At 35.1% G+C, this 12,575-nt stretch carries 14 protein-coding genes; 1 reads left to right on the forward strand and 13 read right to left on the reverse strand.

The window, feature by feature from the left end:
* Positions 1 to 118: 118 nt before the first annotated feature.
* Positions 119 to 337 (reverse strand): hypothetical protein, encoded by a 219-nt coding sequence (locus F9279_RS09405; protein ID WP_152112392.1) that lies wholly within the window; start codon positions 335 to 337, stop codon positions 119 to 121.
* Positions 338 to 659: 322 nt separating this feature from the next.
* Complete coding sequence (locus tag F9279_RS09410; protein ID WP_152112393.1) at positions 660 to 1,781, reverse strand: tripeptidase T; 1,122 nt, start codon at positions 1,779 to 1,781, stop codon at positions 660 to 662.
* A 179-nt stretch (positions 1,782 to 1,960) separates the two neighbouring features.
* Between F9279_RS09410 and prli42 the strand changes: the two genes are divergently transcribed.
* Complete coding sequence (prli42, locus tag F9279_RS09415; protein WP_152112394.1) at positions 1,961 to 2,059, forward strand: stressosome-associated protein Prli42; 99 nt, start codon at positions 1,961 to 1,963, stop codon at positions 2,057 to 2,059.
* A gap of 43 nt (positions 2,060 to 2,102) precedes the next feature.
* On the opposite strand, the gene F9279_RS09420 is transcribed toward prli42, so the two are convergent.
* The 11 genes from F9279_RS09420 to buk all read right to left on the reverse strand — a co-directional run bounded on the left by F9279_RS09420 (position 2,103) and on the right by buk (position 12,558).
* Positions 2,103 to 2,609, reverse strand: coding sequence for a L,D-transpeptidase (locus tag F9279_RS09420; protein ID WP_193224524.1), 507 nt, complete (start codon positions 2,607 to 2,609; stop codon positions 2,103 to 2,105).
* 83 nt (positions 2,610 to 2,692) lie between these two features.
* Positions 2,693 to 3,097, reverse strand: coding sequence for a VOC family protein (locus F9279_RS09425; protein WP_152112395.1), 405 nt, complete (start codon positions 3,095 to 3,097; stop codon positions 2,693 to 2,695).
* Positions 3,098 to 3,438: 341 nt separating this feature from the next.
* A complete protein-coding gene (locus tag F9279_RS09430; protein ID WP_152112396.1) occupies positions 3,439 to 4,161 on the reverse strand; it encodes an amino acid ABC transporter ATP-binding protein in 723 nt (240 codons plus the stop codon).
* Positions 4,154 to 4,813, reverse strand: coding sequence for an amino acid ABC transporter permease (locus F9279_RS09435; RefSeq protein WP_152112397.1), 660 nt, complete (start codon positions 4,811 to 4,813; stop codon positions 4,154 to 4,156). The genes F9279_RS09430 and F9279_RS09435 overlap by 8 nt, the downstream gene beginning before the upstream one ends.
* Before the next feature lie 78 nt (positions 4,814 to 4,891).
* Positions 4,892 to 5,671, reverse strand: a complete 780-nt coding sequence (locus tag F9279_RS09440) for a transporter substrate-binding domain-containing protein (protein WP_152112398.1) — start codon at positions 5,669 to 5,671, stop codon at positions 4,892 to 4,894.
* Positions 5,672 to 6,185: 514 nt separating this feature from the next.
* A complete protein-coding gene (locus F9279_RS09445; RefSeq protein WP_152112399.1) occupies positions 6,186 to 6,626 on the reverse strand; it encodes a BrxA/BrxB family bacilliredoxin in 441 nt (146 codons plus the stop codon).
* Positions 6,627 to 6,705: 79 nt separating this feature from the next.
* The gene (locus tag F9279_RS09450; protein WP_152112400.1) at positions 6,706 to 7,962 is read right to left on the reverse strand and encodes a dihydrolipoamide acetyltransferase family protein; all 1,257 of its coding nucleotides are present in this window, start codon (positions 7,960 to 7,962) and stop codon (positions 6,706 to 6,708) included.
* 20 nt (positions 7,963 to 7,982) lie between these two features.
* Positions 7,983 to 8,966, reverse strand: a complete 984-nt coding sequence (locus F9279_RS09455) for an alpha-ketoacid dehydrogenase subunit beta (RefSeq protein WP_152112401.1) — start codon at positions 8,964 to 8,966, stop codon at positions 7,983 to 7,985.
* Positions 8,967 to 8,980: 14 nt separating this feature from the next.
* Positions 8,981 to 9,973, reverse strand: a complete 993-nt coding sequence (locus tag F9279_RS09460; protein WP_152112646.1) for a thiamine pyrophosphate-dependent dehydrogenase E1 component subunit alpha — start codon at positions 9,971 to 9,973, stop codon at positions 8,981 to 8,983.
* 68 nt (positions 9,974 to 10,041) lie between these two features.
* Positions 10,042 to 11,466: a dihydrolipoyl dehydrogenase gene (gene lpdA / locus F9279_RS09465; RefSeq protein WP_152112402.1), complete on the reverse strand. Its 1,425-nt coding sequence runs from the start codon at positions 11,464 to 11,466 to the stop codon at positions 10,042 to 10,044.
* Positions 11,467 to 11,484: 18 nt separating this feature from the next.
* On the reverse strand, positions 11,485 to 12,558 hold the full coding sequence (gene buk, locus F9279_RS09470) for a butyrate kinase (protein WP_152112403.1): 1,074 nt from the start codon (positions 12,556 to 12,558) through the stop codon (positions 11,485 to 11,487).
* Positions 12,559 to 12,575 lie beyond the last annotated feature (17 nt).

Consider the following 12,575-nt stretch of genomic DNA (forward strand, 5'->3'; position numbering starts at 1 on the left):
CCTTAACGAAAAAAATAAAACAAAGCCATGAAATTTTACTCATCGTAAAATTTCATGGCTTTTTCGTTTAGAAAGGAGGATTTTGTCCCATCCTCATTTTATTTCCCAATATAATCGCCTATAAATATTTTTTCTCACTAGAAGAAGTACTTTTTGTATAGTGTTTCATCTTCTCTTCTCTCCACTCTTCTCTTACATCCTCTAATGGCAGTGCATCTACGGTTTGCTCTGACTCAAACATATCGAAGATGCTAATATTTTCCGTTGGATATTGTTCTGGGTTATCCATATTAGATTGGGTATACGTTTCCTTCAAACTCTTTTTCTTATCTTCCATTTTAGATTCACCTCATCCTTTTATAGCGGTTAACTTTATGATAGTTTACCCTTTATTTACTTTTCTTATGCTAGTTATCTCTTGGTTATAAGATGACTTTTCTCAGAGAAAAAGTGAATATAAATAGAAGGAAGAAAGATCTTACCAAGGGTGTTGAGTTATCTATCTAGCAATGGAAGGAACTTGTTCATACAACACAACTATTTAAAAAAACACATCAGATCACTTGTTCACCTTTGATGAGGAGCCAGCTAGTTATGTCCCAGCCCTTTTCTTTATTAAATAAAAAGGATTGCTTCTCAAAAGAAACAATCCTATCCTCTTATTCTCCTGTTACTTCTGCAATAATTGCTAAGACCATTTCAGCCAATTTGTTCAACTCTTCGATTGGCATTTTTTCATTTGTTGTATGGATATCTTCATAACCTACAGCTAAATTCACTGTTGGAATACCAAATCCACAAATTACATTGGCATCACTGCCACCGCCGCTTTGTAGTAGTTCACAGCTTCTTCCGATTTTAGCCGCTGCTTTTTTGGCAACTTCTACTACGTGGTCTCCTTCTCCGTATTTGAAGCCAGGATACATTATTTCTACTTCTACAATAGCGTCTCCGCCCATTTCTTTCGCAGCAGATTCAAATGCTTCTTTCATTTTATCTACTTGTGCTAACATCTTTTCTTCTACAAGGGAGCGAGCTTCTGCAAGGATATCTACATGATCACAAACAATATTCGTCTGTTGTCCTCCTGCAAAGCTTCCGATGTTAGCTGTTGTTTCTGAATCAATTCTTCCTAAAGGCATTCTAGCAATGGCTTTAGCTGCAACAGTAATCGCAGAAACTCCCTTTTCAGGTGCTACACCTGCATGAGCTGTTTTACCTAAAACAGTTGCTTTAATTTTCGCTTGTGTAGGAGCAGCTACCACAATGTTTCCTACTTTTCCATCACTATCAAGTGCATAGCCGTATTTCGCTTTTATTAAAGCAGGATCTAATGCCTTAGCACCAACTAAACCTGACTCTTCTCCAACTGTAATAACAAATTGAATAGAACCATGAGGTATGTTGTTCTCTTTAATTACGGATAAAATTTCTAACATTGTTGCAAGACCAGCTTTATCATCTGCCCCTAAAATAGTTGTTCCATCTGTTACTATGTATCCATCTTTAATAGAAGGTTTTACACCTACTCCTGGTACTACAGTATCCATATGAGAGGTAAAATAAATTGGGTCCACATTTTCTTTTGTTGCAGGAAGCGTACATATTAGATTGCCAGCTCCATGCCCCGTGATCGCAGTTGTATCATCTTGGAATACTTCTAAACCTAAATCTTCAAATTTCTTCTTTAGAACTACACTAATTTCTTTCTCGAATTTTGTTTCAGAATCAATTTTCACCAATTCTAAGAATTGATTTAATAAGCGCTCTTGATTAATCATTTTTCGTTCCTCCAAATAATTACTGACATTTTTAGTATACGCCTATAAAAGGCGAACTTCAAATGAAAATCATAGTCTAATATTAAGTCCATTGATAAAGTTCCATCTATTTATAGTTGTCCACCAATCATATTCTTAGTACAATATAAATAAGCACAGCTTATACAATGGAGGACTTTATGAAAAAGAAAAAAAGGTTACAAAAAATAGTTGTTTATTTAATGATTTTTATCATGTTAGCTTCTTCCCTTTTAATTGGAATAGGAATGTTATTTTAATAGGATTAAAAAAAGCGGGGAAGCAGCTGCTTCTTCGCCTTTCTTAATTTATCGCACCATATTCTTTCGCTAAATCTAAAGCTGTTTTTTCTGAAGTTATCACTAAAATTTTTGTCCCTAGAGGAATTAGATCAAAAATAGATTCAACAGCTTCATTTTGCATTCTGATACATCCCTCTGATACATATTGACCAATAGATGCAGGATTATTGGTACCGTGAATTCCATACGTTCTTCCATCTGAGTTTTTTGCATTAAAGCCAATCCACCTAGTCCCTAGCGGATTTTTAGGGTCTCCTCCTTCAATATCTTTCTTTCTGTAATAAGGGTTTGTAGCTTTGACTGTAATAGTAAATAAGCCTTCTGGTGTTAGATTTTCTTTTTTGCCTGTTGCTACACTAATGGATGTCTGAACGCGATTATCATCTATTAATGACATTTCATTATTTAGTTTGTTTATGATAATAAAAGGATCTCCTGGTAGTGGATTTTGTCCTAATGGCCATATAGGGGATACGGTTAAAAGAAACGAAAGCACTAACTGTAACATATCTATCACACTCCACTTTTTTCTATATTGTGTGTGGATATTTATCCCTTTATACGAAGTATTTTACTGAAAGATTACTACCCTTAAACATCATATCTCTTCTTATAATCCGGACTAAGTTCACTCCAAACATCGAATAAGTTTCCATTAAGGTCAGAGAAAACAAAGTTCCTCCCTGGATGTCCTCTGTTTTCTATCTCACCAACATGGACTCCTTGATTAGAGCACTTTTCATGTAGCTCTTTTAGAGCTTCTAGACCATTCACCTCAAAAGTAAGAGAAAAATGCTCCTTACCATCCCAATCAAAAAAATTAGCATTCTGACTGTCTTGTACTCGAACTAAGAAAATACTTTGGTTAGCCAACTCAAGTATCGCTTTACTTTCATCTATATAATTCTGCTTTGCCCCTAAAACGGTTCTGTACCATGTAGCAGAGTCTTTCACATTTTTTACTGGTAGATAGGTTGTTCCAATTCGATAAATCATTTCTCTTCACCAACCCCTTCTTTAGTTTCCAATCATTGATATTATTAAAACATCTAAGTGACCATGCATCAATATGCAAATTAAGTGTTTAAACTCTGTTATCTCTAATATTCGAAACTTTTCCTTTCTAATTCTAATGGAAGGGGTTTGATTTTACCTAAAGTTAGTCATGGCGTAACTTAGCAAAGCCAGACTTCATAAATCAACTGGTAGAAACATGGATACTATTGTGTCATGTACCAAGTGAATATATGCAGATAAAATAATAGAACTTGCACTTATGCAAGCAAAAAAAATAGATTTCCAAGTCCTAAGACGAAGAAATCTATTTTTTATTCCTATTAAAGCATTTTTTCCAGAAATTCTTTAGCACGAGCACTTTTTGGACTAGTGAAGAATTCTTCTGGAGGGGCATCTTCCACAACCACACCACCATCTAGGAAGAGTACTCTATCTGCTGCCTCGCGTGCAAATCCCATTTCATGCGTGACAATTAACATCGTAATACCTGTATGAGCTAGTGACTTCATAACTTCTAGTACTTCTTTTACCATTTCTGGATCAAGTGCAGAAGTAGGTTCATCAAATAGGATAACTTCTGGATTCATAGCAAGAGCACGTGCAATTGCAACCCTTTGTTTTTGTCCTCCAGAAAGGCGATTTGGATATACCTCCGCTTTTTCTTGAAGTCCAACTTTTGCAAGAAGCTCTAATCCCATTTTATCCGCTTCTGCTTTGCTCATTCCTTTTACCTTAATTGGTGCATAGGTAACGTTTTGCAGAACTGTTTTATGAGGAAATAAATGAAAATGTTGAAATACCATTCCAACGTTTTCTCTGATTTTTTTTATATTTGTTTTTTTATCTGTAATATTAACACCATCAATGTTAATTTGTCCTTGGGTAGGTATTTCTAATAAGTTGATGCAACGTAGGAAGGTTGATTTCCCTGATCCAGATGGACCAATGATTGTTACTACTTCCCCTTTTTTCACTTGTGTTGTGATCCCTTTTAGAACCTGCAAGGAGCCATATGATTTATGCAAATTTTCAACATTAATCACTTCTTCTCATTCTCCTTTCTAGTGCTTTCGCCAATGTTGTAAGAATCATTACTAATACATAATAAATGAGACCAGCAAGAATCATTGGCTCTAGATAAGAATATTTTTCTCCACCCATGATATACGCTCTACGCATAATATCTGTTACTCCAATAACCGTAACTACTGCGGATTCCTTTGTAAGGGATACAGCTTCATTAATCAGTGCTGGAAAGATATTTTTTAATGCTTGCGGTAAAATTAAATCAAACATAGCTTGTCTAGGAGAAATCCCTAAAGCCATTGCTGCTTCCTTTTGCCCTTTATCTACAGCAAGAATTCCTGCACGGATAATTTCTGAGATATAAGCAGCTGAATTCAATCCAAATGACATAATTGCTGCAACTGCTGGCTCTATTTGAAGTCCCGTTAACTGTGGTATTCCGTAATAAATAATCATTAATTGAAGAACAAGAGGTGTTCCTCTAAAAACAGATGTATATGCTTGAGCAATCCACCCTAAGACTGGTAGCTTACTTAATTTAAAAATTGATAATATAATTCCTAATACAAAACCAATTATTCCTGCAACTAATACAATTTGTAATGTTACGGTAATCCCTTGCAGTAAAAAAGGAAGGGATGGAATAAATTGTTGGAAATCTAAACCCATAATTTCACAATTCCTTTCTAAAAACAAGAAAACGTTTAGGGCCATACTGAGCCCTAAAACGTTTCTTTTTTCTATTTATTAGTTACCAAACCATTTAACAACTAGTTCATCTAATTCTCCGCTGTCTTTCATTTTTTGTAATTCAGCATTGAATTTCTCCGTTAAATCACTGCCTTTAGGAAAGGCAATTGCAGACCCTGCATCATCGTTTGCTTCTTTCGCAGCAAATGCAGCTAATGAATCATCTTTATCTAAGTAACCTTTTGCTACTACATCTTCAATAATTGCTCCATCAAATCTACCTGATTTAATTTCTTCAATTAATTGTGGAATACGGTCGCGGTTTTCTACTGTTACATTAACTGTTTCCGCAATTTCTTTCGCTGCATCTTCTTGAATAGATCCTAATTGAACTCCAACTGTTTTCCCGTCTAAATCTGCAACAGTTTTAATATCGCTATCAGCAGCAGTTACTACTAAGTCTTTTGCAGTGTAATAAATATCACTGAAATCAACGTTTTCCGCTCTTTCAGGTGTTGGTGACATACCAGATAATACTAAATCTACTTTTTTAGATTGTAAAGCAGAAATTAATCCACTGAAGTCCATATCTTTTACTTGAATTTCATATCCTAGCTTTTCTCCAAGTGCATTTGCTAAATCAATATCAAAACCGATAATTTCATCGCTTTTTGCTGTATCGATATATTCGAATGGTGCATAGTCTGCAGATGTTCCCATAACTAAAACTTTTTTATCAGATGAGTCGCTGCTTGTACTCTTTTCTTCAGAAGAAGTTCCGCAAGCTCCTAATACTACTACTAATGATACCAGCATAAATGTTAATAACTTTTTCATGATGTATTTACTCCCCCTACTTCACTTAATTTCTTTATTAATATTGCTTAATTTTTGAAAAATATCATGTATATTTCTACTCATATTCATGCAACTATATGAATTTTAACACATGTTAATAATTATGCAATACTATTTATAGTAATTCACTAAATTTATTTTTATTTTGAAAATACTGATTACTCAAAATATCAAATATTCTCTATTAATATCAACGTTATATTGTTTATTTACTCCCACATAAATAAAGCAGCTTGCAGGATTAATAAAAATAGTTTTCATGCATCATGACTAATTGTTGCGTGTTTCTATGTAGTGTATTTAATACTGAGAAGGTATAAATATATGTATATCTTTCTTATCATAACTTAATCAATCATTTTTAAATTAACAGCTATTTTTTGATTTTCTTTTACCTCTTAAACTTCTAACTGACACCAACAAATGATTGGTAACATATATTTAAATCGTATAAAAGAGCAAGAAGAGTAATATCTTCTTGCTCTTTTCATCCTTATTTTGCTTCTTCACAATAATCTTCAAAGGCGTTTTGTAGTTTTTCCACTACTTGCATTGGATCGTGTCCTTCTATTTCATGGCGTTCTACCATTTTCACTAGTTCTCCATCTTTTAATAATGCAAATGATGGAGAAGAAGGAGGAAATCCTGTAAAGTATGAACGTGCTTTTTCTGTTGCTGCCTTATCTTGTCCAGCAAAAACAGTTACTAGTTGATCTGGACGTTTTTTATAATGTAAGGAATAGCCTGCTGCTGGTCTAGCAATACCTCCTGCACAACCGCAAACAGAGTTTACCATTACTAAGGTAGTTCCCGTCTTTGTTAAAGCTCCCTCTACTGCTTCTGGTGTCGTTAATTCTTGATACCCTGCATCTACTATTTCTTGACGTGCCTGACGAACAACATCATTCATGAATAAATTAAAGTCAATATTCATTATTTAGCTCCTTTTAAAGTAATCATTAGTCTTTACAATCATTATGGTTAAAAAAAGATTTCTTTTCAATACATTTGCCTTAATAAATTGGTGTTGTTGCTTCAGATGTATTTTCGATAATTTCTTTTACTCTATTTAAAAATCTTCCACAAACTAATCCATCTAATACACGATGATCAAGTGACATACATAGATTTACCATATCACTTATTGCAATCATACCATCCTTAATAACAGGTCTTTTTACAATAGATTCTACTTGTAAGATAGCTGCTTGAGGTTGATTTATAATTCCCATAGATTGAATAGAACCAAATGAGCCTGTATTATTCACGGTGAATGTTCCATCACTCATATCATCCATTGTTAATTTACCAGATCTTGCTTTAATTGCTAACTCTGTAATCTCACGAGCAATACCTTTAATAGTTTTCTCATCAGCATTTTTGATAACAGGTACAAATAATGCATCCTCTGTAGCTACAGCTATAGAGATATTAATATTTTTCTTCTGTATAATTTTGTCTCCTGCCCATGTTGAATTAATTTGTGGGAATTCTTTCAATGCTTGAGCAACGGCTTTCACAAAGAAAGCAAAGAATGTCAAATTGTATCCTTCTTGTGCTTTAAACGAATCTTTTAATTGATTACGATATTGAACTAGTTTCGTTGCATCTACTTCTATCATCGTCCAAGCATGTGGTATTTCATGCTTGCTTTTCTTCATATTAGATGCAATTGCTTTTCTTATACCAGTAACAGGAATTTCTTTATCTCCTACTGCTGGTTGTGCATATGTAATCACTTCTTTATCTTGAACTACTTTTGGTGTAGATTCTTGTTTAGCAACAACTGGAGAAGGTAAAGATGCTTCTATATTCTCTGGAAGTCCATTTTCAATTACTTTCAGTACATCTTTTCTTGTAATTCTACCACCTGCTCCTGTTCCAGTTAATAAACTCAAGTCAATTCCTGCTTCTTGAGATAAACGTAAAACTGCTGGAGAGTATCTTCCTTTTTGTGAAGTGTCGGTAGATGTTGATGTAGTGGTAGTTTCTGCCTTCGCTTCTTTAGCTACTTCTACTTCCTCTGTTCCTTCCACTTCCATAGTAAGTATTACCTCTCCTACTTCAAGTGTCTCGCCCTCTTGTGCAATAAGCTCTTTAATTTTACCAGTAAAGGAAGAAGGAATTTCTGCATTTACTTTGTCTGTCATGACTTCTGCAAGTGGATCATATTTATTTACCGTATCTCCTACAGATACTAACCATTTACTAATGGTACCTTCTGTTACACTTTCACCTAGCTTAGGCATTGTAATTTTTTCAATTGGCATGATAATCCCTCCTTTATGAATTAATATTCTGCAAGCTTTCTCATTTCGTTTTCTACTTTTTCTGGTGTTACAAGGAAGAATTTTTCCATTGTTGGCGCATATGGCATTGCAGGTACATCTTCTCCTGCTAATCGCATAATTGGTGCATCTAAATCAAATAGACAGTTTTCTGCGATAATAGCAGCCACTTCACTAATAATGCTTCCTTCTTTATTATCTTCAGTAATTAATAGTACTTTCCCAGTTTTAGAAGCTGCCTCTATTATTGCTTCTTTATCAAGTGGATAAACCGTTCTTAAATCTAGAATATGAGCAGAAATACCATCTTCAGCTAACTTCTCTGCTGCTTGAAGAGCAAAGTGTACACATAGTCCGTATGTTATAACTGTTATGTCTTCACCTTCACGCTTTACATCTGCTTTTCCTATTGGAAGGACATACTCTTCTTCTGGTACAAATCCTTTAATTAAACGGTAAGCACGCTTATGCTCAAAGAATAGTACTGGATCTGGATCTTTAATGGCTGCTTTTAGTAATCCTTTTACATCATAGGGTGTAGATGGCATAACAATTTTTAAACCAGGTGTATTTGCAAACATTGCTTCCACTGATTGAGAATGATATAGTGCCCCGTGAATTCCGCCACCGTATGGAGCTCTAATTACAATAGGACAAGTCCAGTCATTATTAGAACGATATCTAACCTTAGCGGCTTCAGATACGATTTGGTTTACTGCTGGCATAATAAAATCAGCAAATTGCATCTCAGCAATAGGCTTTAATCCATACATAGCAGCTCCAATGCCTACACCAGCAATTGCAGATTCTGCAAGAGGTGCATCTATTACTCTTTCTGATCCGAATTGTTCATAGAGACCAGTAGTAGCTTTGAATACTCCACCTTTAACTCCAACATCTTCTCCAAGAATAAATACTTTATCGTCTTTTTCCATTTCTTCTCTTATTGCCTGTGTAACAGCATCTATATATGAAATAACTGGCATATTATTTTTCCCCCTTAGTTGCCATATACGTGTGTTAGCGCATCTTCTGGCTTTGCATATGGTGCTTTCTCTGCATAATCTGTTGCTTCATTAATTATATCTGCTAATTTCTTGTTTAATATTACATCCATTTCTTCTGTTAGTACTCCAGAAGATAGTAAATACTCTTTAAACGTAATCATCGGATCTTTTGCTTTAGCTTCTGTCACTTCTTCTCTAGCACGATAGCTTCTATCGTCATCATCTGAAGAATGTGGAGTTAAACGATAGCATACAGTCTCAATTAAAGTTGGACCTTCGCCTCTTCTTGCTCTGTCAACTGCTTCTTTTGTAACACGATATACTTCAATTGGATCGTTACCATCAACTGTTACTCCTGGCATACCATAACCTATTGCGCGATCAGAAACATTTTCACATGCTAATTGCTTTTCAATAGGTACAGAAATAGCATATTTATTATTCTCACACATAAAGATAACTGGTAATTTATGCACTCCTGCAAAATTAGCTCCCTCATGAAAATCGCCTTGGTTAGAAGATCCTTCTCCAAAACTAACAAATGTTACAAAGTCTTTCTTCTCAATTTTCCCAGCAAGTGCCACACCAACCGCATGAGGAACTTGTGTTGTTACAGGAGAAGATCCTGTTACAATACGATTTTTCTTTTGCCCAAAATGACCTGGCATCTGTCTTCCACCTGAGTTAGGATCTTCTGCTTTCGCAAAGCCAGATAACATAATCTCTTTCGTTGTCATACCAGCAGCGAGTACCACTCCTAAATCACGATAGTATGGAAGCATATAATCCTTACTACGATCAAAAGCAAATGCTGCCCCTACCTGTGCTGCTTCTTGACCTTGACAAGAAATAACAAATGGTATTTTTCCTGCGCGGTTTAGTAACCACATTCTTTCATCAATTCTTCTTGCGAGTAACATCGTTTCATACATTTCTAATACTTGTTCATCTGTTAATCCTGCATCTATATGGCGATTTTGCACCATTGTCATATTATTACCTCCTGATTGATTCATCTTTATTTCCTCCATATATTCAAATAGAAAGTAGTTAATTAGCTATGAATAGCATTCCCATCAACAGCTAGTGCAGCTTCCCCTATTGCTTCAGCTAATGTAGGATGAGGATGGATTGTGTTTCCTATTTCCCATGCTGTTGCATCTAGAACTTTTGCTAAAGCAGCTTCTGCAATTAAATCTGTAGCATGTGCTCCAATAATGTGAACACCCAGTAAATCATCTGTTTCTTCGTCAGAAATAATTTTCACAAAACCATCTTGCTCTCCATAAATTAACGCTTTCCCAATTGCTTTAAAAGAAAACTTCCCTTTTTTAATCTTGTAACCTTTTTCTATTGCTTCTGTTTCTGTTAAACCTATACTTGCAATTTCAGGACTTGTATAAATACACTTGGAAACAGTTGTATAATCTAGTGGTTCAGGATTCTTTCCTGCAATATGTTCAACTGCTATCATTCCTTCATGTGAAGCAACATGAGCAAGCTGTAAGCCTCCAATACAATCACCTATTGCATAAATGTGTGATTCTTTTGTTTGATAATATCGGTTCGTTTCAATACTGTTATTTTTCACAACAATTTCAGTATTCTCAATTCCTATTCCTTCCACATTCGCAATTCTACCAACAGACACTAATAACTTATCTGCTTGATAGGAAACAACCTCTCCATTTTTCTCGGCTTGAATGGAAATCGTACCTTGTTGCTTCTCAAGTGTTTCTGGTAAAACTTTGGCACTAGTTACAATTTTTATCCCTTTTTTCTTTAATACTCTTTGTAGCTCTGTACTAATGTCTTTATCTTCTGTTGGAACAAGTGTCTTGCTATATTCTAAAATGGTTACCTCTACATCAAAATCAGCAAGCATGGATGCCCATTCTACTCCTATCACTCCACCACCAACAATAATAATAGATTTAGGTAGCTGTTCAAGCTTTAATGCTTCTTCTGAGCTAAGGACATAATTTCCATCAACCTCTAAGCCTGGGAGAGTATTAGGTCTTGAGCCAGTAGCCAGGATAACATTCTTTGGTATAAGCATTTCATTTTCTTCTCCATTATTCATTTCTACTGAAATAGTTCCTGGTATAGGAGAAAAAATGGATGGGCCTAATATTCTGCCGTTTCCTTCATATATATCAATTTTGCCTTTTTTCATTAAATATTGAACGCCACTATGTAATTGATTAACAATGCTCGCTTTTCTTTCCTGCACTTTATTAAAATCAAGGGATACATTCGATGCTAATACACCAAAAACGTCACTTTTCTTTGTTGTGGAATACACTTCTGCACTTCGCAATAGAGCTTTACTTGGGATACAGCCATTGTGTAAGCAAGTTCCACCTAATTTCGCTTTTTCTACTACTGCAGTTTTTAGACCAAGCTGGGATGCTCTAATTGCTGCCACATAACCCCCAGTACCTCCACCCAAAATAACAAGATCATATTCTTTCGCCATTCTCATACACTCCTATCTTTAAATATACTCTTTCGCTTCTTCTTCTTTTCTCATCACTCTTAAACACCCGTTTGTTAAGGATTGTAATTCGTCTTCACCTGGATATACCATTATATCCGCTATCCAGTCCACTCGTTCCATAATTAAATTTACAAATAGATGACTAAAAGCAAGTTCACCTGTTAAAATAATTCCATCTACTTTTCCATAAAGAACGGTACTTGCACTGCCAATTTCTTTAGCAACCTGATAGGCAAGAGCCTTCAAATAAAGAATGTTAGAATCCGTTTCTTTTGGTAGTAAGCTTTCTATACTGGTCATATCTGAATTAGCCATATAGGCTTTCAATCCTGAATGAAATAATAACTGATGTTTCATTTCCTCATAAGTAAATTGTCCAGAATAACATAAATCAATTAAATCACCAGGAGGAATAGTTCCTGAGCGTTCTAAACTAAATGGCCCTTCCCCATTAAAGCCATTATTAACATCGATAACCTTCCCCTTTGAATGAGCTCCAATTGTTATGCCACTTCCCATATGAGCAACAATCAGGTTTATATCTTCATACTTCTTCCCAAGCTCCAAAGCAGCTCTTCTTCCACAAGCCTTATGATTCAAAGCATGAAAAACACTCTTCCTATCAATCCCAGGATATCCTGTAATTCTTGCTAGATCTTCCATTTCATCTACTACAACTGGATCTACGATATATGCAGAGATATCTAAATGAGTTGCAATTTCAAAAGCAATCAATGCACCGAGATTAGATGGATGCTCTCCTCGTGACTGTTCAAGCAATTCTTTCACCATTATAGAATTCACTGAGTAGGTACCACCATCAATTGGTTTTAATAAACCTCCTCTTCCACAAACCGCCTGAATCTTAGAGAGATTTATTCCTTTTTCCACAAGAAAAGCAAGAATATGGTTTGCCCGAAGTACATATTGAGCACTTATAATGGCATGTTTGGTTAATTCATCAGAAGTATGTGCAATCACATATTCAAGCAAGGGAACTTCATTTTCATATAGAGCAACTTCTGTTGTAGTCACCCTAGGATTAATGGTTAGAATCCTAAATTTCTTCATTAAGATACCCCTCCAAA

Origin of the sequence: Bacillus sp. B1-b2, from assembly GCF_009183415.1 — a bacterium.
GTDB lineage: Bacteria > Bacillota > Bacilli > Bacillales > Cytobacillaceae > Niallia.

What these genes read in the sequence shown, in the direction of transcription:
- lpdA (WP_152112402.1), bottom strand. Translation starts at nt 11,466, where the DNA reads ATGGCGAAAGAATATGATCTTGTTATTTTGGGTGGAGGTACTGGGGGT.
- prli42 (WP_152112394.1), top strand. Translation starts at nt 1,961, where the DNA reads ATGAAAAAGAAAAAAAGGTTACAAAAAATAGTTGTTTATTTAATGATT.
- F9279_RS09460 (WP_152112646.1), bottom strand. Translation starts at nt 9,973, where the DNA reads ATGGTGCAAAATCGCCATATAGATGCAGGATTAACAGATGAACAAGTA.
- buk (WP_152112403.1), bottom strand. Translation starts at nt 12,558, where the DNA reads ATGAAGAAATTTAGGATTCTAACCATTAATCCTAGGGTGACTACAACA.
- F9279_RS09440 (WP_152112398.1), bottom strand. Translation starts at nt 5,671, where the DNA reads ATGAAAAAGTTATTAACATTTATGCTGGTATCATTAGTAGTAGTATTA.
- F9279_RS09410 (WP_152112393.1), bottom strand. Translation starts at nt 1,781, where the DNA reads ATGATTAATCAAGAGCGCTTATTAAATCAATTCTTAGAATTGGTGAAA.
- F9279_RS09425 (WP_152112395.1), bottom strand. Translation starts at nt 3,097, where the DNA reads ATGATTTATCGAATTGGAACAACCTATCTACCAGTAAAAAATGTGAAA.
- F9279_RS09420 (WP_193224524.1), bottom strand. Translation starts at nt 2,609, where the DNA reads ATGTTACAGTTAGTGCTTTCGTTTCTTTTAACCGTATCCCCTATATGG.
- F9279_RS09435 (WP_152112397.1), bottom strand. Translation starts at nt 4,813, where the DNA reads ATGGGTTTAGATTTCCAACAATTTATTCCATCCCTTCCTTTTTTACTG.
- F9279_RS09450 (WP_152112400.1), bottom strand. Translation starts at nt 7,962, where the DNA reads ATGCCAATTGAAAAAATTACAATGCCTAAGCTAGGTGAAAGTGTAACA.
- F9279_RS09405 (WP_152112392.1), bottom strand. Translation starts at nt 337, where the DNA reads ATGGAAGATAAGAAAAAGAGTTTGAAGGAAACGTATACCCAATCTAAT.
- F9279_RS09445 (WP_152112399.1), bottom strand. Translation starts at nt 6,626, where the DNA reads ATGAATATTGACTTTAATTTATTCATGAATGATGTTGTTCGTCAGGCA.
- F9279_RS09455 (WP_152112401.1), bottom strand. Translation starts at nt 8,966, where the DNA reads ATGCCAGTTATTTCATATATAGATGCTGTTACACAGGCAATAAGAGAA.